Annotated in this window: 25 protein-coding genes; 15 read left to right on the plus strand and 10 right to left on the minus strand. The window is 39.8% G+C overall.

The window, feature by feature from the left end; translation table 11 throughout:
• Position 1 precedes the first annotated feature (1 nt).
• A complete protein-coding gene (locus R2S10_RS10685) occupies positions 2-916 on the minus strand; it encodes an SDR family oxidoreductase (protein WP_316840437.1) in 915 nt (304 codons plus the stop codon).
• Between the two features lie 239 nt (positions 917-1,155).
• On the opposite strand from R2S10_RS10685, the gene atpD reads away from it, so the two are divergent.
• The 15 genes from atpD to R2S10_RS10760 all read left to right on the plus strand — a co-directional run bounded on the left by atpD (position 1,156) and on the right by R2S10_RS10760 (position 19,197).
• Positions 1,156-2,661, plus strand: a complete 1,506-nt coding sequence (atpD, locus tag R2S10_RS10690) for a F0F1 ATP synthase subunit beta (RefSeq protein ID WP_062547054.1) — start codon at positions 1,156-1,158, stop codon at positions 2,659-2,661.
• A gap of 22 nt (positions 2,662-2,683) precedes the next feature.
• Positions 2,684-2,926: an ATP synthase F1 subunit epsilon gene (gene atpC, locus R2S10_RS10695; protein ID WP_316840438.1), complete on the plus strand. Its 243-nt coding sequence runs from the start codon at positions 2,684-2,686 to the stop codon at positions 2,924-2,926.
• Positions 2,927-3,960: 1,034 nt separating this feature from the next.
• Positions 3,961-4,851, plus strand: coding sequence for a branched-chain amino acid transaminase (locus tag R2S10_RS10700; protein ID WP_316840439.1), 891 nt, complete (start codon positions 3,961-3,963; stop codon positions 4,849-4,851).
• 1 nt (position 4,852) lies between these two features.
• Positions 4,853-6,550: a dihydroxy-acid dehydratase gene (gene ilvD / locus R2S10_RS10705; RefSeq protein ID WP_316840440.1), complete on the plus strand. Its 1,698-nt coding sequence runs from the start codon at positions 4,853-4,855 to the stop codon at positions 6,548-6,550.
• A gap of 34 nt (positions 6,551-6,584) precedes the next feature.
• Positions 6,585-8,324 (plus strand): biosynthetic-type acetolactate synthase large subunit, encoded by a 1,740-nt coding sequence (gene ilvB, locus R2S10_RS10710; RefSeq protein ID WP_316840441.1) that lies wholly within the window; start codon positions 6,585-6,587, stop codon positions 8,322-8,324.
• 9 nt (positions 8,325-8,333) lie between these two features.
• Positions 8,334-8,951: an acetolactate synthase small subunit gene (ilvN, locus tag R2S10_RS10715; RefSeq protein ID WP_316840442.1), complete on the plus strand. Its 618-nt coding sequence runs from the start codon at positions 8,334-8,336 to the stop codon at positions 8,949-8,951.
• An 81-nt stretch (positions 8,952-9,032) separates the two neighbouring features.
• Positions 9,033-10,514: a ketol-acid reductoisomerase gene (ilvC, locus tag R2S10_RS10720; protein ID WP_316840443.1), complete on the plus strand. Its 1,482-nt coding sequence runs from the start codon at positions 9,033-9,035 to the stop codon at positions 10,512-10,514.
• A 52-nt stretch (positions 10,515-10,566) separates the two neighbouring features.
• The gene (leuC, locus tag R2S10_RS10725; protein WP_316840444.1) at positions 10,567-11,982 is read left to right on the plus strand and encodes a 3-isopropylmalate dehydratase large subunit; all 1,416 of its coding nucleotides are present in this window, start codon (positions 10,567-10,569) and stop codon (positions 11,980-11,982) included.
• A gap of 12 nt (positions 11,983-11,994) precedes the next feature.
• Positions 11,995-12,579 carry a 3-isopropylmalate dehydratase small subunit gene (leuD, locus tag R2S10_RS10730; protein WP_316840445.1) on the plus strand — a complete coding sequence of 195 codons (585 nt, stop codon included), beginning with the start codon at positions 11,995-11,997 and terminating at the stop codon, positions 12,577-12,579.
• Positions 12,579-14,090 carry an ATP-binding cassette domain-containing protein gene (locus R2S10_RS10735; protein ID WP_316840446.1) on the plus strand — a complete coding sequence of 504 codons (1,512 nt, stop codon included), beginning with the start codon at positions 12,579-12,581 and terminating at the stop codon, positions 14,088-14,090. The genes leuD and R2S10_RS10735 overlap by 1 nt, the downstream gene beginning before the upstream one ends.
• 3 nt (positions 14,091-14,093) lie before the next feature.
• Complete coding sequence (gene leuB / locus R2S10_RS10740; protein ID WP_316840447.1) at positions 14,094-15,185, plus strand: 3-isopropylmalate dehydrogenase; 1,092 nt, start codon at positions 14,094-14,096, stop codon at positions 15,183-15,185.
• 12 nt (positions 15,186-15,197) lie between these two features.
• Complete coding sequence (locus R2S10_RS10745) at positions 15,198-16,706, plus strand: 2-isopropylmalate synthase (RefSeq protein WP_316840448.1); 1,509 nt, start codon at positions 15,198-15,200, stop codon at positions 16,704-16,706.
• Position 16,707: 1 nt separating this feature from the next.
• Positions 16,708-17,958 carry a threonine ammonia-lyase IlvA gene (gene ilvA, locus R2S10_RS10750; RefSeq protein ID WP_316840449.1) on the plus strand — a complete coding sequence of 417 codons (1,251 nt, stop codon included), beginning with the start codon at positions 16,708-16,710 and terminating at the stop codon, positions 17,956-17,958.
• A 183-nt stretch (positions 17,959-18,141) separates the two neighbouring features.
• Positions 18,142-18,636: a YdeI/OmpD-associated family protein gene (locus R2S10_RS10755; protein ID WP_316840450.1), complete on the plus strand. Its 495-nt coding sequence runs from the start codon at positions 18,142-18,144 to the stop codon at positions 18,634-18,636.
• Positions 18,637-18,777: 141 nt separating this feature from the next.
• The gene (locus R2S10_RS10760) at positions 18,778-19,197 is read left to right on the plus strand and encodes a hypothetical protein (protein WP_316840451.1); all 420 of its coding nucleotides are present in this window, start codon (positions 18,778-18,780) and stop codon (positions 19,195-19,197) included.
• Positions 19,198-19,233: 36 nt separating this feature from the next.
• Here the strand turns inward: R2S10_RS10760 and R2S10_RS10765 are convergent, their stop codons facing one another.
• The 9 genes from R2S10_RS10765 to R2S10_RS10805 all read right to left on the minus strand — a co-directional run bounded on the left by R2S10_RS10765 (position 19,234) and on the right by R2S10_RS10805 (position 26,250).
• The gene (locus R2S10_RS10765; RefSeq protein ID WP_316840452.1) at positions 19,234-20,226 is read right to left on the minus strand and encodes an ABC transporter ATP-binding protein; all 993 of its coding nucleotides are present in this window, start codon (positions 20,224-20,226) and stop codon (positions 19,234-19,236) included.
• An 89-nt stretch (positions 20,227-20,315) separates the two neighbouring features.
• Complete coding sequence (locus R2S10_RS10770) at positions 20,316-21,110, minus strand: outer membrane beta-barrel protein (RefSeq protein ID WP_316840453.1); 795 nt, start codon at positions 21,108-21,110, stop codon at positions 20,316-20,318.
• Between the two features lie 25 nt (positions 21,111-21,135).
• Positions 21,136-21,870 (minus strand): hypothetical protein, encoded by a 735-nt coding sequence (locus R2S10_RS10775; RefSeq protein WP_316840454.1) that lies wholly within the window; start codon positions 21,868-21,870, stop codon positions 21,136-21,138.
• Positions 21,851-22,417 carry an RNA polymerase sigma factor gene (locus tag R2S10_RS10780; protein ID WP_316840455.1) on the minus strand — a complete coding sequence of 189 codons (567 nt, stop codon included), beginning with the start codon at positions 22,415-22,417 and terminating at the stop codon, positions 21,851-21,853. The genes R2S10_RS10775 and R2S10_RS10780 overlap by 20 nt, the downstream gene beginning before the upstream one ends.
• Positions 22,418-22,505: 88 nt before the next feature.
• Positions 22,506-23,051: a protoporphyrinogen oxidase HemJ gene (hemJ, locus tag R2S10_RS10785; RefSeq protein ID WP_316840456.1), complete on the minus strand. Its 546-nt coding sequence runs from the start codon at positions 23,049-23,051 to the stop codon at positions 22,506-22,508.
• 69 nt (positions 23,052-23,120) lie between these two features.
• Positions 23,121-24,143: a uroporphyrinogen decarboxylase gene (gene hemE, locus R2S10_RS10790; RefSeq protein WP_316840457.1), complete on the minus strand. Its 1,023-nt coding sequence runs from the start codon at positions 24,141-24,143 to the stop codon at positions 23,121-23,123.
• Between the two features lie 15 nt (positions 24,144-24,158).
• Positions 24,159-24,674 (minus strand): hypothetical protein, encoded by a 516-nt coding sequence (locus R2S10_RS10795; RefSeq protein WP_316840458.1) that lies wholly within the window; start codon positions 24,672-24,674, stop codon positions 24,159-24,161.
• The gene (locus tag R2S10_RS10800) at positions 24,674-25,378 is read right to left on the minus strand and encodes a response regulator transcription factor (RefSeq protein ID WP_015809248.1); all 705 of its coding nucleotides are present in this window, start codon (positions 25,376-25,378) and stop codon (positions 24,674-24,676) included. Before R2S10_RS10800 ends, R2S10_RS10795 begins: the two co-directional genes overlap by 1 nt.
• Before the next feature lie 5 nt (positions 25,379-25,383).
• Entirely contained in the window at positions 25,384-26,250 is an 867-nt protein-coding gene (locus tag R2S10_RS10805) for a sensor histidine kinase (RefSeq protein WP_182961740.1), read from the minus strand.
• Positions 26,251-26,268 lie beyond the last annotated feature (18 nt).

Genomic DNA, 26,268 nt, shown 5'->3' on the forward strand with positions numbered 1-26,268 from the left:
TTTAAACGGTTTCTAGTGATAGTAATTGTTGATTCAATAATTCCAGGCCTTGTTCAAAGCTGTGGGGGTTATAACCCAGATCGTGGATGGTTTTATCCAGGATGAAGCCCGTTCTTGCCGGACGTTTAGCTGTTTGGTTTAAAGTTGCGGCAGAGACCTCTTTAATCAGTCCTTTATCAAGGTTCCAGAAATCTGCGACTTTATACACCAGTTCAGAGATACTCATCATATCTTTTCCTGATGCATTGTATATGCCTTGTGCATTTTTAGCTACGGCAAGCAGACAACAATCTGCCAGATCTTCTGCGAGTGTTGGCATGCGCCACTGGTCGTTCACTACATTGATAGACTCTCCTTTTTCTAAAGCAGCTTTTGCCCATAATATGATATTACTACGACTCATGTCGCTCACAATACCATATACTATAATGGTTCTTAACACGGCCCATTTGCAGTTTGATTTTTTCAGTGCTTCTTCGGCGGCTACTTTGGTTTCTCCGTAGTAACTTACAGGGCAAGTTGGTGCTTCTTCATCGTATGGGCCATTTTCACCATCAAAAACAAAGTCTGTGGACAAATGAATCAACTGAACATCGAGCTTTTCAGATTCTTTAATCAGGGTCTCGACAGCTTTCACATTTAGCTCATAAGCCAGCTCTTTTTGCGCTTCGCAAGTGTCCACATTTGTCATTGCTGCCGTATGAATGATGGCATCGGGTTTATATTTCCCTACAATTTCTTCCACATTTGAGGCATTGAGAATATCCATTTCCGCGTAAACGTATCCTTCTTTAATTGGATAACGGTTCGCTCCTTTTGAGGTCGCAATCAGATTAAACTGTTTTGTTGCGAGTACTCTTTCTGTGATTTTCTGCCCCAGAAGGCCGTTGCTACCCGTTACTAGTATTGTTTTCATGAATTTCTTCTGTTTCCTTAAGATGAATGTACCGAGTCAAAAACTCTCTTTTTAACGTCAAAAAGGGCTTGTTCGTACCTTGTTTTATACCGGCTAAAATATTGATTTAAAAACTGTGGAAAAACTTTTTATTTATATATGCAATTTATGTTGAAAAATCTTAACTTTGCAAACCGAATTGTGGGCTCTAAAAACGGCCTTTAACATTTTGATATTTATAATTTTACCCAAAACAATATATGCCTAACATTGGAAAAATAGCGCAGATTATAGGACCGGTAGTTGACGTGAGTTTTGCTGACGATGCTCATTTACCTCAAATTTTCTCTGCATTAGAGATTGAAAAAGAAAACGGTCAAAAGGTCGTTTTAGAAGTTCAACAACATCTTGGTGAAGACCGCGTACGTGCAATCGCAATGGACTCGACCGACGGTTTAGTTCGTGGCATGAAAGCAGTAGATACTGGCGCGCCTATCAAAATGCCTGTTGGTGATCAGATTAAAGGTCGTCTATTCAATGTTGTTGGTGATGCTATCGATGGTATCAACACGATTGATAAAACTAACGGTAGACCAATCCACAATGCTCCGCCAAAATTTGACGAGCTATCAACTGAATCAGAAGTACTATTTACTGGTATCAAAGTAATCGATTTATTAGAGCCTTACGCTAAAGGTGGTAAAATCGGTTTATTCGGTGGTGCTGGTGTTGGTAAAACTGTATTGATCATGGAGTTGGTAAACAACATCGCGAAAGCGTATGCTGGTTTATCAGTATTTGCTGGTGTAGGTGAGCGTACACGTGAAGGTAATGACCTTTTACGTGAGTTTATCGAATCTGGTGTAATCAACTATGGTGAAGAGTTCTTACATTCGATGGAAAAAGGCGGATGGGACTTAAGCAAAGTTGACACAGAAAAACTAAAAGATTCTAAAGCAACCTTGGTATTCGGTCAGATGAACGAACCTCCTGGAGCTCGTGCTCGTGTAGCATTATCAGGATTAACAGTTGCAGAATACTTCCGTGATGGTGATGGCGAAGGCGCTGGAAAAGACATCCTTTTCTTCGTTGACAACATTTTCCGTTTCACTCAGGCAGGTTCTGAAGTATCGGCACTTTTAGGTCGTATGCCTTCTGCGGTAGGTTACCAACCAACTTTGGCAACAGAGATGGGATTAATGCAGGAACGTATTACTTCAACTAAACGTGGATCAATTACATCTGTACAGGCGGTTTATGTACCTGCGGATGATTTAACGGATCCAGCTCCGGCTACAACGTTTGCCCACTTAGATGCAACTACAGTATTGTCTCGTAAAATCTCTGAGCTAGGTATTTATCCTGCGGTGGATCCATTGGATTCAACTTCAAGAATCTTATCTCCAGCTGTATTAGGTGACGAGCACTATAACACTGCACAACGTGTGAAAGAAATCTTACAACGTTACAAAGAGTTACAGGATATTATCGCGATCTTAGGTATGGACGAGTTATCTGAAGAGGATAAATTAATCGTTCACCGTGCGCGTCGTGTTCAACGTTTCTTATCTCAACCATTCCACGTAGCTGAGCAGTTTACAGGCTTAAAAGGTGTGCTAGTTGACATTAAAGATACCATCAAAGCATTTAACATGATTATGGATGGTGAAGTTGATGAATATCCAGAGGCTGCATTTAACTTAGTAGGTGGTATCGAAGATGCAATCGAAAAAGGTAAAAAACTATTAGCTGAAGCAAACGCTTAATTAAAGCGCATACACTTTGAATATGACACTAGAAATATTAACACCAGATAAAAAAGTCTTTGAAGGCGAAGTAACAGCTGTTACTGTACCAGGTACCATGGGTTCATTTCAAATTTTGCATGACCATGCTCCTATTATCTCAACCTTAGAAGACGGACCAGTAATTGTTAAAACGAATACAGGTACTCAAACCTTTACAATTAAAGGTGGCGTAGTAGAAGTTTTGAAAAACAAGATTATTGTTCTAGCCGAAGGGGTTGCTTAATATTTAAAGCATAATAAAAAAAGGATGTTCGAAAGAGCATCCTTTTTTTTGCACCTTACTTTCCAACATTGATCCTAAAAGCTGTGCGCTCATCCAGGCGAATCCAACTAAATGCTGTACAGAGTTCTCACAGCTCCCTCCCGATTGCCTGCTTCAGTTTCTTTGATGATCTTCCTGTCCCTCTCCAACTCTCTTTCATTCTTATCACCCGATATAAGTATTCGTATGATCTAAGCCCCTATTGACCTACATTTCCCTAAGCTCATTAATTTGTTGAGAACGATCCCGATAAAACCGTTACCATATTTTATTCCGACAAAGAGCCAAATATTGGTCATATTTACTGATCCATTTCCGGAATTTAGCCAAAATAGCGAACGTGATTTTTGCACAATGTAGTCAGGTGTTTTATATATTTAAAATTTCCCTTTTTTTTCTCCTATAATCTTCATTATTTCAGCCTAAGCCTACTATATAAAAAAAACATGGTCTTTCTACTCAAATTTTGTCTAAAAAATAGACCACATTTTATTTGGTGACCTCCCTATATTTTAGTCGTATTTTCTTCAACTTTTTTGGGCATTCCCTTGTTTTAGGCAGAAAATGAGAAAAAATACAATGCAAGCATAATACACATACCGAATACCGATTTCATATTTGGTATAGTACCATCCACGTAAAGAAGTTAAAAACCCCTATTTTAAGATACTTTATTTGCTTTTTTAACTAAAAACAAGAATTATATTTTTTTTCATTTATTTTTAACTAGCTATTGATAGTATAGATCACAAGACCTAAATTGGATTTATAAAGCAACAACAAATACAACCTGCTAATAAAGACCTAAAATGAACCTTAACATCACCGCCTTAATTATTGTCATTATTAATGTGATTCTTCTGCTGGTAATTCAGAAGGATAAGGCGCTGCAATAGAATATTTTAAATACAAAAATAAACTCAAGCGCCCCCCACAAGTGGCGCTTTTTTAATGAACCAATACCAGTACCAACACAACACCTAGAGCCTAAACCAATGAAATACTTCAATTCAAATACAGTGTTATACTTAGACGGCAAGTTTCAGAAAGCCGCCAGCGCAACCGCCGAAATATATGAGCAATCGCTCCACTATGGCTATGCTGTATTTGAAGGAATCAGGGCATATCAAACACATAATGGAACTCGTGTATTTAAGGCTAGAGAACATTTCGAAAGGTTAAAAAGATCTGCCGAATTGGTAAACTTACCTTTCCCATGGGAGGTAAGCGATTTAATCAAGCAAACCTATAAATTACTTCAATTGAATAATTTAAAAGATGCATACATCCGTCCCTTAGTATACTGTGCGCCTAATATGTCGATGGTTTCCGCTACAGAAGTATCTATCATGATCTGTGCCTGGGAATGGGACGCCTATCCTGGCGACGAGCAATTGAAAGTTGGCGTATCCAGCTATGAACGCCCGAATTCAAACGCTTACCCAATAGCCGCTAAAGTAACCGGCACAGATGGAAATACCACCTTAGCTACTATTGAAGCAAAACGCAATGGATTTGACGAGGCGTTATTGTTAGATGTGGATGGCAATCTTGCTGAAGGCCCAGGTTCGAACATCTTTATCGAGAAAAACGGAAAATTATATACCCCATCATTGGGTAATATTTTCGCAGGAATCACCCGTGCTACGGTTATTGAGCTGTGTCATATTTTGGAGATTGAAGTTATCGAAAAGAACCTGACGGTAGCCGACTTGAAACATGCAGACAGCGCTTTCTTCTGTGGTACTGCTGCAGAAATCGCAGGCATCAAATCAGTAGACGAATATCAGTTCCCAATCAAATGGAACGATAGTGTTGGCGCTACTATACAACGCACTTACAAATGTTTAGTGTTAGAAAAACAAAATTACGAAGTAATCATATAATATGTCACAATCACCAGAATTAAACCGCTACAGTAAAGTATTCACGCAGGACCCAACCCAGCCTGCTGCACAAGCCATGTTATATGGAATTGGCTTGACCAAAGAAGATATGGACAAAGCCCAGGTCGGCATTGCAAGTATGGGATACGATGGGAACACCTGCAACATGCACCTAAATGATTTAGCAAAAATCGTTAAAGAAGGGGTCTGGGATAATGGAATGGTCGGTTTAACCTTCAGCACTATCGGTGTAAGCGATGGTATGTCTAACGGTACAGATGGAATGCGCTATTCTTTGGTTTCCAGAGATGTGATTGCAGATTCAATTGAAACCATTTGTGGTGGACAATATTACGACGGTGTGATTGCATTGCCAGGTTGTGATAAAAATATGCCAGGTTCTATCATGGCTATGGGCAGATTAAATCGCCCTGCGATTATGGTATATGGTGGTAGTATCCACTCTGGAAAATATAAAGGAAAAACTTTAAACATCGTTTCTGCTTTTGAAGCCCTTGGTGAGAAATTAGCAGGAAATTTAGATGAAGAAGATTTCCAGGGTATCATTCGTAATACTTGTCCGGGCGCTGGTGCTTGTGGCGGTATGTACACGGCAAACACGATGGCTTCGGCAATCGAAGCTTTGGGAATGAGCTTACCTTATAGTTCTTCTTACCCTGCATTAAGTGCAGAGAAGAAAGAAGAATGTTTACATGCTGGTAAAGCCATCCGTGTTTTATTAGAGAAAAACATCCTTCCATCAGACATCATGACGGAGAAAGCATTTCACAATGCGATTGTTACCGTAATGGTATTGGGTGGTTCTACAAATGCTGTATTGCATTTAATCGCAATGGCGAAATCAGTAGGATTGACTTTAAATTTAGCAGATTTCCAAGCGGTAAGTGATTCCACTCCTGTATTGGCTGATTTGAAACCTAGTGGTAATTACTTAATGGAAGATGTTCATGAGATTGGTGGTGTTCCTGCGATCTTAAAATATCTTTTGAAAGTAGGATTGATTCATGGCGACTGTATCACAGTAACCGGAAAAACGCTTGCTGAAAACGTTGAACAAGCTTTAGACTTAGATTTTGATACTCAAAAAGTAATCCTTCCGGTAACTAACCCGATCAAAGCAACTGGTCACCTTCAAATGCTGTATGGTAACATCGCAGAAAAAGGTTCAGTAGCAAAGATCTCTGGTAAAGAAGGAGAAAGATTTGAAGGCCCGGCGCGTGTATTTGATGGTGAAAAATCATTGATCGCTGGAATTCAAAGTGGTAAAGTAAAAAAAGGTGATGTAGTGGTGATCAGACAAGTAGGTCCAAAGGGCGCTCCTGGTATGCCAGAAATGTTGAAACCAACCTCTGCCATTATTGGTGCAGGATTAGGAAAATCAGTTGCCTTGATTACCGATGGTCGTTTCTCTGGTGGTACACATGGTTTTGTAGTAGGTCACATCACTCCTGAAGCCTGGGACGGTGGAAATATCGCTTTTGTACATGACAATGACATCATCGTTATTGACGCGGTAAACAACACTTTAAACCTTCAGATTACTGAAGAAGAAATGGAAAACCGTAAAGCGGTTTGGAAACAATTACCACCACCCGTCAAAGGAGGTGTGCTTTACAAATACCTGAAACAAGTAAGCGATGCCAGCGAAGGCTGTGTAACTGATGCCTACACTCACTAATCAACTTAAGAAACCCCATACTTAAATTAAAACAATGGACACAGCACAAGAGGAAGCAACCACCTTAACGGAACCGAAGAAAACAGTAAATGTTTCTGGTTCTGTGGCTTTATTGGAAGGATTAATAGCGGAAGGTACCGATACCATTTTTGGTTATCCAGGTGGTGCCATCATGCCTATTTATGATGCATTATACGATTACAAAGAAAAATTAAAACATATTTTAGTACGTCATGAGCAAGGCGGCACACATGCTGGTCAGGGTTATGCACGTACTTCCGGAAAAGTGGGTGTTGTATTTGCCACCAGTGGCCCGGGTGCTACCAACCTGGTAACAGGTTTGGCAGATGCACAAATCGACAGTACGCCGATGGTTTGTATCACCGGTCAGGTGTATGCACACTTATTAGGTACTGATGCTTTCCAGGAAACGGATGTGATTAATATTACTACTCCGGTTACAAAATGGAACTACCAGATTACAGATGCAACTGAGATTCCAGCTGTATTAGCGAAAGCTTTTTACATTGCTCGTAGTGGCAGACCAGGTCCGGTATTGATTGATATCACCAAAAACGCGCAGTTACAGATGTTTGATTATGCAGGATATGTTCCTTGTGATCACGTACGTAGCTACCGTCCGAAACCAAATGTTCGTAAAGAATATATTGAGCAAGCAGCAACCTTGATCAATTCTGCTAAAAAGCCATTTATATTGTTCGGTCAAGGTGTTTCCTTAGGATATGCAGAGCAGGAATTTAAAGCTTTTGTAGAGAAAAGTGGTATCCCTGCAGCATGGACGATTTTAGGTGCTGGCGCGATTCCTACTGACCACCCTTTAAACGTTGGAATGTTGGGCATGCATGGTAACTACGGTCCGAATGTACAGACCAATTCTTGTGATGTATTGATCGCAATCGGGATGCGTTTTGATGACCGTGTAACTGGCCGTTTAGACAAATATGCGAAACAAGCGAAAGTAATTCATTTAGACATTGATCCTGCTGAGATTGATAAAAACGTGAAAGCAGATGTTCCGGTTTGGGGAGACTGTAAAGAAACTTTACCGCTTTTAACTGCCTTAGTTGAAGAGAAAAAACATACAGAATGGCTGGCAGAGTTCAGAGCTTTCGATAAAACGGAGCAAGAAGTAGTCATTCAGCCGGAATTGAATCCTGGTACAGGAGAATTGACTATGGGTGAGGTGATCAATCAATTGAACATCTTAACTAAAGGAGAAGCTGTTGTGGTAACTGACGTTGGTCAGCATCAAATGGTGGCTTGTCGTTATGCAAAATTCAACCATACCAGAAGTAATGTAACGAGTGGTGGATTAGGTACTATGGGCTTCGGCTTACCTGCTGCTATCGGTGCTAAATTTGGCGCGCCAGACCGTACTGTGGTTGCAGTAATTGGTGATGGAGGTTTTCAAATGACTTGTCAGGAGTTGGGTACCATCATGCAAAGTGGCATTGATGTGAAGATCATGATCTTAAATAACAGATTCCTGGGCATGGTTCGCCAATGGCAACAATTATTCCATGAGAAACGCTATTCTTTCGTGGACATTACGAGTCCTGATTTCGTGAAACTTGCGGATTCTTATTATATCGCTGGTAAAAAAGTTTCAGAACGTGAAGATTTAGTGAGTTCATTAGAGGAAATGTTAAACCACAAAGGTTCTTTCCTTTTAGAAGTAATGGTAGCCCAGGAGCACAATGTGTTCCCTATGGTTCCTCAAGGTAGCAGTGTAAGTGAAATCAGACTTAAATAATTAAAGATCATGAGCAATTCCCAGGATATAGAAATAAATGAAAAACAGGAATTTACGATTACTGTATATACCGAGAATCAAATCGGCTTATTGAATCGTATTGCAATTATATTTTCAAGAAGAAAGATCAATATTGAAAGCTTAAATACTTCTCCTTCGGAGATTGAGCATATTCACCGTTTCAATATCTTGATTACTGAAACAGAAGAGGTGGTACGTAAGCTGGCTCGTCAGATAGAGAAGCAAGTTGAAGTATTGAAAGTGTATTTCAATACGAATGAGGATATCATCTGGCAGGAAATGGCGCTTTATAAAGTGCCTACAGATACGATCGCAGAATTGGTTTCTGTAGAGCGTTTACTTCGTGAAAACGGTGCTAGAGCGGTAGTGATCCGTAAAGATTATACGGTTTTTGAAACTACCGGTCACCGCGAAGAAACAGATAAGCTGATCGAGGTTTTACAACCTTTTGGCTTGATCGAGTTTGTGAGAAGCGCTAGAGTAGCGATCATCAAGAACAGTGATGGTTTTAACCGCAAACTTAGAGAGTTTGAACGCAGAGAACCAGGTCAGGATGTGATTGAAAATGAATTCCTGGATGCAGAGAAAAATGTATTTAGCATGTAATGACCAGAATGATGCTTAGGCATCTTCATTAAAATAAACATAATTTAAAAAGAACCTTTACAACAAAATAACTATAAAAAGATGTCAAATTATTTCAACACGTTACCTCTTAGAGAAAAATTAAACCAACTGGGTGTATGCGATTTCATGGACAGTTCAGAGTTTCTGGATGGCGTAAATGCGCTTAAAGGAAAGAAACTGGTAGTGATCGGTTGCGGTGCGCAAGGGTTAAACCAAGGTTTAAATTTAAGAGATAGCGGTTTAGATGTTTCTTATACTTTACGTAAAGAAGCTATCGAAGGTAAAAGAGATTCCTGGAAAAATGCTACGGAAAACAATTTTACAGTTGGTACTTACGAAGAATTAATTCCTACAGCAGATGTAGTGATCAACCTTACTCCAGATAAACAACATACTGCAGTAGTTACTGCTGTAATGCCATTGATGAAATCAGGTGCTACTTTATTGTACTCACATGGTTTCAACATTGTAGAAGAAGGCATGCAAATCCGTAAAGACCTTACGGTAATTATGGTGGCTCCAAAATGTCCAGGTTCTGAAGTAAGAGCTGAATATGTACGTGGTTTTGGTGTTCCTACACTAATCGCAGTACACCCTGAGAATGATCCGGAAGGAAAAGGATTATTACAGGCAAAAGCTTATTGCGTTGGTACTGGTGGTCATAAAGCAGGTGTATTAAAATCATCTTTCGTTGCGGAAGTGAAATCTGATTTAATGGGGGAGCAAACCATTCTATGTGGTTTATTACAAACAGGATCTATCTTATCATTTGATAAAATGGTAGAAAAAGGAATCGATCCAGCTTACGCTTCTAAATTGGTTCAATATGGTGTAGAAGTGATCACGGAAGCCTTGAAACAAGGTGGTATCACTGCTATGATGGACAGATTGAGCAATATCGCTAAAATCAAAGCTTTTGAAATTTCTGAAGAATTGAAAACGATCATGCGTCCATTGTTCCAAAAGCATCAGGATGATATCATGAGTGGTGAATTTAGCCGCATCATGATGGAAGACTGGGCGAATGGTGATAAAAACCTATTGGCTTGGCGTGCTGCAACCGGCGAAACTGCTTTTGAGAAAACACCAGCAGGTGATGTTAAAATTGGTGAGCAGGAATATTTCGACAACTATACTTTAATGGTTGCTTTCGTTAGAGCTGGTGTTGAATTGGCTTTTGAAACAATGGTTGAAGCAGGTATCAAACCTGAGTCGGCATACTACGAGTCATTACACGAAACTCCACTAATCGCAAACACGATTGCACGTAAGAAATTGTTCGAAATGAACCGCGTAATTTCTGATACTGCTGAATATGGTTGCTACTTATTTGATTACGCTTGTAAACCATTACTTGCTGATTTCATGAAAACAGTAGATACTGAATTGGTAGGTAAAAACTTTAATACAGGTAAAGATGGTGCTGTGGATAACAGAGCATTAATCGCAGTAAATGAGGTGATTCGTTCACATCAGGTGGAACTTGTTGGTGCTGAGCTGAGAAAAGCGATGACTGCAATGAAATCAATTAAAACTGCCTAATTATAAAGCGGCTGAGGTTTTATTAACCTCAGCCATTTAAAAAGAATAAAAGATGTCAAAAACATTAGTAGAAAAGATTTGGGATGCGCATGTTGTAAAAAGCGAAGCTGGATTCCCTGATATTTTATATATCGATACCCATTTGATTCATGAGGTGACTTCGCCTCAGGCATTTGATGGTTTACGCAAAAGAGGTTTACCTGTTTTCCGTCCGCAGCAAACTGTTGCTACCGCTGATCATAACGTTCCAACTTTAAATCAGTTACAACCGATTAAAGAGGAACTTTCCCGTTTTCAGGTAGATATGCTGACTAAAAACTGTGCTGAATTCGGTATTGAGCTGTATGGTTTAGGTCATCCTTTTCAAGGAATTGTCCATGTAATAGGTCCGGAATTAGGGATCACCCTTCCAGGAAAAACGATGGTTTGTGGCGATAGTCATACTTCTACACATGGCGCTTTTGGTGCGATTGCTTTTGGTATCGGTACTTCACAGGTGGAGCAGGTTTTTGCGACACAGTGTTTATTGCAACAGCGACCTAAAACGATGAAGATCGAGGTGAATGGTGAATTAGGTACTGGTGTTTCTGCTAAAGACATTATTCTATACATTATCGCTAAGATATCTGCTGCCGGTGGTACAGGTTATTTTATCGAATATGCAGGTTCGGCCATTGAAGCTTTAAGTATGGAAGCGAGAATGACGATCTGTAACATGAGTATTGAGATGGGTGCCAGAGGAGGTTTAATTGCCCCTGACCAGATCACTTACGATTATATCAAAGGAAGAGAATTTGCTCCGGCAGGTGAAGAGTGGGATAAAGCTCTTGCTTATTGGAAAACATTATATAGTGATGCTGATGCGAAATTTGATAGCGTTTTAACGTTTGACGCAGCAGACATCAGCCCAATGATTACTTATGGAACTAATCCGGGTATGGGTATGGGTATTGATGCACATATCCCAGCTACGGCTGATCAGGCAGCTTCGGAACAAGCTTCTTTCCAGAAAGCTTTGGATTATATGGGCATTGAAGGAGATACTGAATTGGTAGGAAAAGCTATTGATTATGTATTTATCGGCAGCTGTACCAATTCAAGAATCGAGGATTTACGTGAAGTGGCTGAGTTTGTAAAAGGTCGCCAGAAAGCAGAAAATGTGATTGCCTGGATCGTACCGGGTTCTAAACAAGTGGAACAACAGGCGATTGCTGAAGGTCTGGATAAGATCTTTGAATCTGCAGGTTTTCAATTGCGTGAACCAGGATGTAGTGCTTGTTTAGGGATGAATGAGGATAAGATTCCGGCAGGAAAATACTGCGTGTCTACTTCTAACAGAAACTTTGAAGGCAGACAAGGTCCGGATTCCCGCACCTTTTTAGCCAGTCCGCTAACCGCAGCAGCAGCTGCAATTACGGGTAAGGTAACCGATGTAAGAACTTTATTGAACGAACCTACACACGCTTAATCCGAAGAAATCATGAGAAAATTTGAAAAGTTAACCTCGGCAGTTGTGCCTTTAAACATAGAGAATATCGATACGGATCAGATCATTCCGGCAAGATTTCTAAAAGCAACTACCCGCGAAGGTTTTGGTGAGAACTTATTCCGCGATTGGCGTTACAATGGTGACCATACGCAGAAAGCTGATTTCGTAATGAATAACCCTTTGTACAATGGAAGAATCCTGGTTGCAGGAAAGAACTTCGGTTGTGGCAGTAGTCGCGAGCATGCGGCCTGGGCAATTCAGGATGCAGGTTTCGATGTGGTGATCAGCAGTTTTTTTGCCGACATTTTTAAAGGCAATGCCTTGAACAATGGTTTATTGCCTATTCAGGTAACTGATGCGTTCTTAGCAGAAATCTTTAACACGGTTGAAAAAGATCATAATGCAACACTGGAAGTAGATTTAGAAAATCAAACGGTAACTATCGTTGCTACTGGTGCTAAAGAAGGTTTTGAGATTAATGCCTATAAAAAATCTTGCTTAATAAACGGTTATGATGACATCGATTTCATCTTAAACCAAAAGCAATTAATTGAAGAATTCGAACAAACAAGATAATGTCAAATCCCGTCGTCCATATCTCCAACCTTAATTTAAAGTATCAGCAACAGCCTGTGTTACAGAACTTGTGCTGGACGATAAATTCCAATGAAAATTGGTGGTTAGGAGGTGAAAGTGGCAGCGGTAAAACTACTTTAGCGAAAGCAATAGCAGGTTTAATCCCTAGCCTGGAGGGCGATATTCAAGTCAATTTTGATCTTTCTTCTGCATTACCGGCAAAGGCCTATTATGTGGCCAACTGGTACCAGTTTAAAGATCTTGAAGGGGCTTCCAATTTCTATTATCAACAGCGTTACCAGAGTTTAGCTACTGCAATTACCGCTACGGTTATCGCAGAGTTAACGCGCTTTGGCAATGATCAGCAACTATCATTTGATACTTTAGAGCAGCTTTTAACCGCCTTAGGTTTTGCTGCTTTAAAAAACGCTGCGCTTTTGCAATTGTCTAGCGGAGAGCATAAGAAATTGCAATTGGTTAAGGCTTTATGGTCTAAACCTCAATTATTGATCTTAGATCAACCTTACAATGGTTTAGATAAACTTTCCCGTGCAAATCTGAACGATTTATTAACCGAAGTATCGGAAAATGGAACTCAATTGATCATTATTGGTAATGAAACAGAATTGCCAGCTACTATCAATCGCTTTGCAGTTTTAAAAGAAGGCAAATTACAAGTACTTTCTTCCCCTGAATTAAATATCAGGGAATTGGAAGAAAATATTAAGCCCTTACCTTCTTTTCTTCAAAAAGACTGGGTTTCTACATCAGATAAGGTTTCATCTTCTGTTTCAAAAGAAGTTTCCAGTTCAGCAGATCATATCATCAAAATGATAGATGTGAACATCAGATATGGAGATAAGCAGGTTTTGAAGAACATCAACTGGGAAGTAAAATCAGGTGAAAAATGGCTTTTACAAGGTCATAATGGTTCTGGAAAATCTACTTTATTGAGCTTAATCAGTGGAGATCATCCTCAGGCCTATGCCAACAACTTTTACCTTTTCGGGAATAAAAGAGGGACTGGCGAAAGTATCTGGGAGATCAAAGAACGCATTGGTTTAATCTCACCGGAATTACACTGGTATTTTGACGCCTCTGCCACCGTTTGGCAAAGCATCGCCTCTGGCTTTTATGACAGCTCAGGATTGTATTGCAGTCCGGGTTCTACAAAACACGCCCAGGTAGATGAGTTGGTCCAGTATTTCGGATTAACTGCCTACAAAAACACCCTGATGAACGAACTACCTTTAGGTAAGCAACGCTTAACCTTACTGGCCAGAACGATTGTTAAAAAACCAGCGATACTGATCCTGGATGAACCTTGTCAGGGTTTAGATCAGCAACAAACACAACATTTCAACAGACTGGTAGATGAATTGTGTAAGGATGGCACCACGTTAATTTACGTTGGCCACTTTGAATCGCAACTTCCGGAATGTATAGAGAAAAGAATATTATTAGAAGACGGTGCAGTAAAATCCGTTGAACACTTATTACAAAGCATTTAGAAAATGAAGAAAAATATATTAGTCATTCCTGGTGATGGTATCGGGCCTGAGGTTACTACCTGGGGTAAAGCCGTATTAGAAGAGATTGCCAAAGGTTTCGGACATGATTTTAGCTATGATGAAGCGCTAATGGGCCATGCTGCAATTGAAGTAACGGGTAACCCTCTACCTGATGAAACTTTAGAGAAAGCACAGAAAAGTGATGCGATTCTTTTTGGTGCAGTTGGTCATGCGAAATATGACAATGATCCTTCTTTGCAAGTTCGTCCAGAACAAGGCTTGCTTAAAATCCGTAAGGAATTAGGCTTGTATGCTAACCTACGTCCGATTTTATTATTTGATGAGTTGTTAAATGCGTCCAGCATCAAAGCTAATATATTAAAAGGTACAGATATCCTGTTTTTCAGAGAGCTAACCGGAGATGTTTATTTCGGTGAGAAAACCCGTTCTGAAGACAAAAACACAGCTTCTGACTTAATGATCTACCACCGTTATGAGGTAGAAAGAATTGCACACAAAGCGTTTGAAGCTGCAATGAAACGTAGAAAAAAACTATGTTCTGTAGATAAAGCCAATGTATTGGAAAGCTCTAGATTATGGAGAGAAACCGTACAGAATATAGCAAAACAATACCCGGAGGTAGAAACTAGTCATATGTTCATTGACAATGCAGCAATGCAATTGATCAAAGATCCTAAGCAGTTCGACGTGGTATTAACTGCCAACTTGTTTGGTGACATTTTAACTGATGAGGCTTCACAAATTGCTGGTTCTATGGGTATGCTAGCTTCAGCCTCTGTTGGAGAAAGTACTGGTTTCTTTGAACCGATCCATGGCTCAGCACATGACATCACTGGAAAAAACCTGGCGAACCCTCTAGCTTCTATCCTATCTGTTTCTCTGATGCTGGAAATCGGCTTCGGACTATTAGCAGAAGCGAAAGTGATTATCGATACCGTAGATCAGGTATTGAAAGAAGGTTACAGAACAGGCGACATTGCCGATGAAACAACCAATCCAGACCAGATTCTTGGAACTAAAGAAATGGGACAATTGGTCTTAAAATATATTGCACAACATATCAAATCTAACTAAACTCCAAGAATTATGTTACACGATCCTAATAGAGTCTATGTATTTGACACCACCTTGCGTGATGGTGAACAAGTACCGGGCTGCCAGTTGTCAAGCCCAGAGAAAATTCAAATTGCAAAAGCACTCGAAGCACTTGGAGTAGATGTGATTGAAGCAGGTTTCCCTATTTCCAGCCCTGGAGATTTCCAGAGCGTTGTAGACTTATCAAAAGCGATAAGAGAACCGATCATTTGTGCATTAACACGTGCCAATAGAAAAGACATTGATTCCGCAGTTGCGGCATTACAATATGCAAAGAGACCAAGGATCCACACTGGAATTGGTGCTTCCGATATGCACATTAAATATAAGTTCAACAGCACGAGAGAAGAAATTCTGGAAAGAGCGGTTGCAGCAGTAAAGTATGCAAAGCAATTTGTAGAAGACATTGAGTTCTTTGCAGAAGATGCTGGTCGTGCAGACAATGCTTATTTAGCGCAAATGATTGAGGCAGTAATTGCTGCAGGTGCTACTGTAGTAAATATTCCAGATACGAATGGCTACTGTTTACCGGATCAATATGGGTCAAAAATCCTTTACCTAAAAGAAAACGTAAAGAATATAGATCAGGCGATCATCTCTGTTCATTGTCACAATGACTTAGGTTTAGCGACTGCAAATAGTCTTGCAGGTCTGATCAACGGTGCCCGTCAGGTAGAATGTACCATTAACGGCATCGGTGAGCGCGCTGGTAACACGGCATTGGAAGAAATTGCTATGGTTTTGAAAACACACCATGCCTTGAATTTAACCACAAACATCAACAGTAAACATTTCACTGAAATCAGTGGTATGGTGAGCCGTATGATGCACATGCCGGTTCAACCAAATAAAGCGATCATTGGTCAGAATGCCTTTGCACACAGCTCTGGAATTCACCAGGATGGTTTCTTGAAACACAGAGAAAACTATGAGATCATCAATCCGGAAGATGTTGGTTTGAACTCAGCAGATATCATCTTAACGGCCCGTAGCGGTCGCCATGCCTTGAAACACCATTTAGAGCGTTTAGGTTATGAGATTGATCGTTTAAATCTGGATCAGGTTTATGAGCGCTTTTTGATCATGGCTGATGAGAAGAAAACGATCTGCGATGATGACATTCTTTTCTTAATGAGTGATGGCGAAGAAGGTGCGGTAAAAAATGGTTACAAACTGAACTTGTTACAAGTACTTTGTGGTGATCCATTAAGCCCAACTGCCAGCATCAGATTAGAACATGAAGGTGTGGAAAAAGAAGCAATGGCTACTGGTAACGGTCCGGTTAATGCAACGATAAAAGCGATTCAGAGCATTGTTGGCAAGGATATTTCATTAAATGAATTCACCATTCAGGCGATGCATGGTGGTAGCGATGATGTGAGCAAGGTAAACATGAAGGTTTCTTACGAAGGAAAATCTTATGTAGGCTATGGTTTTAGTACAGATATCGTAAAAGCTTCGGCCAATGCTTATCTGGATGCAATGAATAAATTTATCTAAAATGAGTGTAGAAAAAGAAGTGATACTGGATTTTCTGGCGGCAGCAGAACGATTAAAAGGTACGGTAAAACGTACTCCTTTGGAGTATAATGCAGGACTTTCTAAAACATACCAGGCAAGTATTTACCTGAAAAGAGAAGATTTGCAATTGGTACGCTCTTATAAATTAAGGGGTGCTTACAACATGATCAGCACCCTTGAACCTGAACAGGTAGCCAAGGGTGTGGTTTGTGCCAGTGCTGGAAATCATGCACAAGGTGTTGCACATTCCTGCAAAAAACTGAACATTAAAGGGGTTATTTTTATGCCGGAAATTACCCCTAAGCAAAAGGTTAAACAAACAGAGATGTTTGGTGGCGACCATATTCAGATTGTTCTGGTTGGTGATACTTTTGACGATTGTTTAAGAGAAGCACTGGCTTATACTGCAGAACATGGGATGACTTTCGTCCCTCCTTTTGACAATACAAAGGTTATCGAAGGACAAGGAACAGTAGGTGTAGAGATTTTCGAAGACCTTCCTGAACTGGACATGGTGATCATGCCGATTGGTGGTGGTGGCCTGGCTTCAGGTGTTGGTAGTTATTTGAGAAACCTGAAACCATCAATTGAACTGATTGGTGTTGAACCTGAAGGTGCGCCTTCCATGAAACAAGCACTAAATAGTGGTGCCCCTGTTTTATTGGCTGATATCGACCGCTTCGTAGATGGTGCTGCAGTAAAGAGAGTAGGTAACCTTACTTTTGCTTATTGTAACGAACTACTAGACCAAATGTTATTGATCCCTGAAGGAAAGATCTGTACAACGATTTTAAAGCTTTATAACGAGGATGCGATAGTGGTAGAACCTGCTGGAGCCTTAGCTGTAGCCTCTTTAGAACAGATCAAAGATCAAATCATTGGTAAAACAGTAGTTTGCGTGGTGAGTGGTGGTAACAATGATATCGAAAGAATGCAGGAGATCAAAGAGAAGTCATTGCTTTTTGAAGGATTGAAACATTATTTCATCGTACGTTTCCCACAGCGACCAGGAGCCTTAAAACTGTTTGTAAACAATGTTTTAGGTCCGCATGATGACATCACCAGGTTTGAGTTTATTAAAAAAACAAACCGTGAAAATGGGCCTGCATTGGTTGGTATTGAACTGGCAGAACCTACAGATTATGATGCTTTATTACAAAGGATGAAAGAGTTTAAGTTTGAAATTATTGAACTGAATAACGATCAGACTTTATTTGAATATCTAGTATAATCCGTTTTATACCCGAATACCCCTTATAAACGATAACAAACGGCCGTATCAGTCTCCTCTGATCGGCCGTTTGTTTTTAGGAGATTTCCAATCCCCCATCCTTATATTTTGTAATGTCTTAAATCTGCCAAAATATCTATAATTTTATAGCTGCGATAAACAGGACAGACGCGGCAGCTATTTATGGAAGAATTACCATTGATTGACCAGGATTTACTATTGGAACGCTTTCCAGGGAAAGGTGGCTGGACTTATGTGCGCTTTCCTGACATAGAAGCCGGTAAGTATAATTACTTTAGCTGGCAAAAAGTAAAGGGCTTTATCGACGGCTATGAAATCAATAAAGCGACCCTGATGCCCATGAAAAAAGGGGTACTGTTTCTTCCGGTAAAAGCGGCAATCCGTAAGGAAATTAAAAAACAAGAAGGAGAACACGTAAGGGTGTGTTTATATCCAGACAGTGATCCTAAGCTGGAAATCGCCAATGAAGATTTTATCGATTGTCTGAAAGATGAGCCGGCAGCATGGGCAGCGTTTAAAAAACTACCAGCAAGCAAACAAGAAGAGTGTTTTACCTGGTTGCTGGACTCTCCAGTGCTGCAAACCCGAATCCAACGGATGGCAGATGCCATCACCAATCTGGCTTCAGGACTTCCATTTCATTCCAGCAAACGCTAATTACAAATCGTTTATTAGCTGAATTATAACTACATTACCATACAATGTTTTGTATCGCATTTTAATTACAGTATAAGTAAAAACAGAATTGTATTTTTATGGCAAAAGATTTGCTATACGAACATCAAACACACAAATCACATGAGAAAGATATTACTATTATTACTTTGCACGGCCGCAGTGGGTCTGTCTTCGTGTAAGAAAGAAGTCATCGTTGATCCAGGACTTCCAAATGAAACGATTGAAACAATTATTGCACCAAGTGCCTGGGTGTCTACTAATGGTGGAGAAACCTTAACCACAACGATCTCTTTTCCGGAACTTGATGCATCTACATTTTTAAATGACGGTCTAATTGTTGCCCTTTACCCTGATAATTCAGTAGCTGAATATAGAGGTATGCCATTTACTTATAACGGTTTGGCCTACAGTTACACAGCAAGAAGAGGATCTATTACGGTTGATATTGAAACCAGTGGAGATAACAATTTAATTCCAACCAGACCAGTAGTTCCAATTGGATTAAGGGTAACCATTGTGACTTCGACCTTAAGAAACTAAGATTCCATACGGCTTATTGTTCAAAACTTAAGCCGTTTATAAAGACAAGAAACGACCAATGTTCGCCTGAACGTGGTCGTTTTTTTTATGGACGCCCCTGTTCAATTGAATTGCTCTGATTTTCACTCCATTTCTTTCCAGCAAGAGTTCTTCATAAAATCCTTTGTAATACACATCTTTCACTTCAAATCTGCGACTATTCCAGGAATTGTTCAATTCTACCCATTCCGGATAAAATACTGCATTACCTTCTTTTACTTCTAAACCAAGTTTATGTGCTTCTTCAGGATTTAAAACCACGGCATTTCCGAGCATTCTAGCCGTATAGATGTGCTTTGGTTGCTGATAGATATCTGCAGGTTTGCCACGCTCCATCAAATGACCATCTTTCATGATCAATAACTCATCTGCAAGAAACAAACCATCCGCGGGATCATGAGAAACCATAATTACCGTTACCCCTGTTTCCGCAGCAATTCTTTTAATGTCAGCACGAAGTTGATTTTTAAGCAATGCATCCACCTGGCTAAAAGGTTCATCCAGCAATAAAACAGAAGTATCAGTTACCAAAGCTTTGGCAATCGCTACTCTTTGCTGCTCTCCCCCACTCAATTGAGTGATTTTTTTATCTTTCAGGTGATCAATATGCAAATGATCCATCATCTCCATCGTTTTTTGATGTTTATGATGAACATCCGTATTGGCCATCATTGCAGCGATGTTATCATATACCTTGGCATAAATGTTTAAGGAAAAATCCTGCGTAACCATTTTCATTTCCTTGTGTCCGGGAATCAGGAGTTCGTCTGGTCCCAACACCCTTTCATTGTGGTAGAAAACTTCGCCTTCATCTAACTTCAATAAGCCGTAAATACATTTCAGCAAGGTCGATTTACCACTACCACTTTCTCCAATAATGGCGATGATATCCCCTTTATTGATGTCGAAGCTAATGTTACGAATCCCTGATGCCTGTTCCTGTTGGTACTGCTTACTGATGTTTTTAACGCTGATGATATTTTCCTTCACGTCGTAAAGATAAAGTATTTAGTCTTGCCAAAAAAAAATCCCGTAACCTATGCAGGTTACGGGATCAGATATATTTGTGTGTGTATTGATTAATTCAATCCGAAGGTGACACCAAAAGACATATTTTTAAGGCCTTTTTGTACGGTTGTGGTGAACATATCATTGAAATAGTACTTAGTAAAGACACCAAAGCCACCATAACCCAGGCGTAAAGTACCGCCATAGCGGAATGGCTCAAAGTTATAATCGTCTTTAAACTTCTCTTTTCCATTCTCTTTGCTGATCTGTTTCACTTTTCCATTTAAAAGGAAAGCCACTTCTGGTCCTACTACAAAGTAAAAACGTTTACCACGAGTGTTTTCTTTAGTACGAAATTCAAAGTTCAAGGGAATATGCACATAGCTATTAGACAATCTGTTTTTAGAAAATTCTATCGATTCCTGATCATAATCTAAAGTCGGACTATTCTTTTTCAGGGTGATATTTTGTTTCAGACGGATCATTGTCCAGTCGAAACCACCCGCCATATAAATCTTAAAATTAGGATTAAAGCGATAGCCAAACTGTAGAACATCAAATGAAACAGTACTTGTTTTCCCACCTGTGTAGTCCAGGAACTCATTTTCTTTTGATAAAGAAAAACTTCCATTGTCGACCAACCTTGAGAAACCAATGTCCAGACGAGTCAAGGTAATGCCTCCCATAAAACGACCTTTCTTTGACTTACCTAAACTGTCACTACCATTGATGCTGATAGAGATCAGGCCGTTGTCTATCCCAAATTTCGATTTCCTTTTAACGCTATCCTGTTGTGCAAATGCACCTGTTGCCATAACACTGGCAAGCCCGCTTACCAAAAGTGTTGTCCATAATAATTTCTTCATATTGTTGGTTTAAGCTGTGTGTTTTCTATTTGTTCCTTTTAGGATTGAATTTTAAAATGCCAATATTTAGCGCTACTAAAGAAGAATTATCATCATCATCCGTTTTAAATTGTATCAATTTCTTCTCTCTTTTATCCAGCTTATCCACTACAAAATTGATCACATCGCCTACATTTCTAATGCCTCTTCTTTCTTCCCTACCTTCTGTTTCTGTGATCACATTGTCCGCTTCCTCAACATTTGGTATCGTTACGTTAGCGATCACATTTTCAGTTGGCACCTGAGCTATGGTTGCAATTTCTTCTTTCAAAGGAATCTTTACCTCAACTGCTTTTATTTGATGACGCTTGATTCTTTCATTACGTTGCAGCGCTACTAAATTATTTTCCTGAACCAGATTTCTGAGCTTCGTTTTCGGAGCGAGTACCAAAGGAGTACCTTCCTCAGTAATAGCATCCTCTAATCTGTTCGCTACAGTTGTGCCTTCAGTAAGGTTTGAAGAACTGCTTTCTACAACTGCAACCTCTTTTGTTTTTCCTTGCAACTGTATCTTTTCTGCTTCCGGAGACAACAATCCTACCGATATCGCAATTACTGCCACTGCAGCCGCTGCCAACCAATAAACCGGGAAAACGTTGTTTTTCTTTGGTGTCAGTTCCTTTTCAATATTACTCCATAAATTTGCTGAAGGCCTGATCTCTGCCCCTTCAAATTTATCTTTAAACAACTGATCAAAATCTTTATCCTGCATAGCTTGCATAATCTATACCCTCCATTTTTATAATCTCCTCTCTTAAGATCGCCCTTGCTCTCGACAACTGCGATTTACTTGCTCCTTCAGAAATCCCCAATATTGCGGCAATTTCCTTGTGAGAATATCCTTCTATGATGTACATATTAAATACCATTCTGTAGCCATCTGAAAGCTTTTGAATCAGTTTTAATAAATCCTGCATCCCTAATCTGCTAAAATCGAATCCAGTTCCCGGTTGCTCGTAAGCATCTTCAATTGGCACTACATTCAGGCTGCGTAAATTTTTTCTATAACTCTCAATTGCGGTGTTTACCATGACTCTTCTCATCCATCCTTCAAAAGAGCCATCTCCTCTATACTCAGCAATCTTTTGAAAAATCTTGATAAAACCCATTTGCAAAACATCTTCCGCCTCCATCCGGTCCTTCGCATAGCGCATGCAAACCACCAGCATTTTGGATGCGGTTTGCTGGTAAAGCGCTTCCTGCATCTTTCGTGTGCCAGCTTTACAGCCTTCCATGAGTTCATTTATCGTATACTGCGTCAAAATCATCTGTTTGTTTGGTATATAGAAGATGAGCATCGCCACCTAAAGGTTGCACGCAGCATGAAAAATAAAGAAAAATAATAAAATTAAGGGATTAGCAGTCGTGCTTTTTACGGTAAGATTTGTACCATTTTACGGCCATCATGATGACACAAGAGAAAACGATCAGGCCAATCAGCCCATAGATCCAATTTACTGCACTTTTAAGCACCACAGTGAAAACAATAGCAACCAATAGGACTGTCGCTACTTCATTCCATAAACGCAGCTGAAAAGAGCTGATTTTGCATTTGCCATATTTCAATTGATTCATGATCCGCTGGCAAATGAAATGATAGATCAATAGAAGAACTACGAAAGCAAGCTTCACATGGAACCAGCCCTGAGACATCAAACCTGGTTTGAGGAAAATCATCGTTAACCCTGCTGCCACGGTTAGTGCCATTGCGGGTGTAGTAATGATGTGCCAAAGCTTTGCTTCCATGCGTTCATATTCCCTTTGAAGAATATTGCGTTCCAGCTCTGGTCTGGTTTCCGCCTCTACATGGTAGATAAACAAGCGAACACTATAAAACAACCCCGCCATCCAGCTAACCACAAAGATGATATGCACAGAGAGTACGTAATAATAGTATTCCATTTTGTTTCTTTTTTGATCTTTAAAAAGGCCATCTGAAAAGCAAGCTTTAGAGATGGCCTAGATTATATATTAGTATCTGAATTCTTTAACTACTTCGATTGCATATTTCACATTATCGAATGGAATGTCTGGCATAATACCATGACCAAGGTTAAAGATAAACCCTTTTTCGCCACGCATACGCTCAAATAATTGAAGAATGGTTTTCTTAATTACTGGCTTGTCTGCGTATAAGATAAATGGATCAAGGTTACCTTGAACGGCAATACCCGAAGGCAGGCTTTGTTTAATGTTTAATAAATCTGCGTTCCAATCTACAGAGATCACATCAGGATTAGCCTGAGCCATGATCGGTGCGAATACAGAACTACCTTTACAGAAAGAGATCACAGGGATATCTTTTCTATCCAGATTAGCAATGATTTCCTGGATATAACGGTGAGAAAATTCCTGATAATCGTTCCATGATAATGCCATTGCCCAGCTATCAAAAATCTGAATTGCGTTAACACCTGCAGCGATTTGAAGATTCAAATAATCAGCAGTTACCTTCGCAATTTTAGCTAGTAAACGGTGAGCAATTTCAGGATTGTTGTGCATCAACAATTTCGTTAACTTGAAATCTTTAGAAGAACCACCTTCAACCAGGTAGCTCATTACTGTAAATGGGGCACCAGCAAAACCGATCAATGGAATACTTCCATTTAAACGTTGCTGAATCACTTTAATGGCATCTGCTACATATTGTAACTTATCCAAACAGTCTACATTTAAGTTATCTACATCTTTCGCTGAACGTACAGGATTGGCAAATTTAGGGCCTACACCTTGCGTAAAGCTCAGGTCACCGCCCATAGCTTCTCCGGTTACTAAAATATCAGAGAAAAGGATGGCAGCATCGATACCCAGTAAATCAACAGGTAACATCGTTACATCCGCTGCAATTTCTGGCGTTTTGCACATCTCCAGGAAAGAGTATTTGTTTTTGATTTCCCAGTACTCAGGCATAAAACGGCCAGCCTGGCGCATCATCCATACCGGTGGACGTTCTGTTTGCTTCGAAAATGCGGCATCTAAAAATAACGTGTTCATCTATATTGTGTTTGTTTATAATCGATTTGCTTCTTGCTCAATTTTACTAATGATCTCTTGCGCCCTTGGGGTTGTAGCCAGCTCTTTAGCCCGCTCAATATATGCCCTTGTACGTTCCAGATCTTTTTTCCGCAGGGCGAGATTGGCCAGGTGAATCATCACAAAAGCCTTGTCATTCTTTCCACCTAATGGAAAGCGACTGGCGATTTGAAAATGACGCTCGGCATCTTCATATTCTTCTCTTTTCAGCGCAATATTGGCGCGCATAAATTCGTAATATCCCCTCCTGTTTCTCGCTAAACGATCCGGGTTGGGCACCTCTGCAAGTATCTTCTCTGTCCTTTCGTAATCTCCGTTCTTAAAATACTTGGAAGCCAATAATATCGAACTGTGTTTGAAATGGCTCCAAATCACAAAGGCAAAGAAAAAACCGGCCAATACAGCCAGTTGAATTTGATCGTAAAAAAGGCACACTCCCGCGGCAATCAGAAAGAGTGCCATGAGGGCATACCTGCCTTTATTATTATACATTAATGGATATCTGTGAATTTATAACCTACACCTCTGATGGAATGGAAATAAACCGGGTTCTTCTGATCTGGTTCGAAATACTTACGGAAAGTCAAGATAAAGTTGTCAATCGTACGTGTAGATGGATAAACATCATAGTTCCATACTGTTTCCAGAATCTGCTCACGAGATACTGCTTCGTTCTTACGTTCGATCAGTAATTTCAGTAACATGGTTTCTTTCTTCGTTAGAGGAACAATCACCCCATCATCCTGTTTCAATTCGAAAGAGTTGAAATAGATCGTTTTATCGCCAATTTTATAAGAATTGATTTCTTTCAGGTCATCAGCTTTCATACTGCGTTTCACCAAAATACCAACTCTAAGGATTAACTCTTCTAAGTTGAAAGGCTTCACTAAATAATCATCAGCACCTTTTTTCAATCCCATAACACGGTCTTCACTAGTGTTTTTGGCCGTTAAGAAAAGGATAGGTACTTCAGTATTTTCTAATCTGATGGTCTCACAAACCTGGAATCCATCCATTTCAGGAAGCATTACATCCAGAATAATCAGGTTAAAACGTTCTTCTTTAAAAACTTTTAAAGCCGTCTTACCGTCTTTTACTGCATGAACTTTATAACCTTCCAGTTCAAGGTTCAATTTTATAGCATCTAACAAGTGGTCTTCATCTTCGACCAGTAATATTCTTAATTTCTGTTGCATAATGATCAACTAAATGTAATTTCAAAAATAGCACCATGCGGTACGTTATCTCTAACGCTAATATCAGCGTCGTGCATTTGTAATACTTCCTTAACAATAAACAGGCCTAATCCTGTTCCTTTTGATTTTCTTACATTCTCATTACCAACGCGATAAAATTTGTCAAAAATCAACATTTTTTCCTGATCTGGAATACCTGGACCCTTATCGGAGACCTTTAAAAACGGGTGACCGTCCTTTACTGTCAATTCGACATCTATTTCCGCACATGGGCCTGAATATTTGACAGCATTCTCGATCAGATTAGTGACTACCGATGATAAAGAAAACTGATCTCCAACTACCTTTATACCAGGAGTTATCGCTACCGTGATCACCTGTTCGCATCCGCAAGAATGGATTTGCAAACGGTCCGTTACCTTACTTACCAGCTCTGAGAAATCAAACTCCTCTTTCGGAAAAGATAGAGAGCCATTTTCAATTTTTGTAGCCAATAGCATATTTTCTACCAGGTCGTCCAAACGCTCAATATCCTTTAGGGAATTGTTTAGTAAGGAAGTTTGTCTGGCTTTATCAAGGTCGCGTTTAATGATCGTTTGAACTGACAATTTGATCGCTGCCAAAGGCGATTTTAGTTCATGCGTTACAGAAAGTAAAAAATTCTGCTGTTGCTCTCTCAATCGGTCTTCTTTTTTAATCGACTGGTGTAAAAAATAGGCGCCCACACACAGTAGAAAAAGGAATACAGATCCCTCTCCCATCACCATGGCCATTCTGGCAGGTTCCAATCTTACTACCAATGCTCCCCAGGAGATCAACTGTACTAAAGAGTACAGTAACATAAAATAAAAGATGACGATTGATTTCTTCAAAGCAGCTTGTGATTACTA

This window comes from Pedobacter gandavensis, assembly GCF_032678745.1.
Lineage (GTDB): Bacteria > Bacteroidota > Bacteroidia > Sphingobacteriales > Sphingobacteriaceae > Pedobacter > Pedobacter gandavensis_C.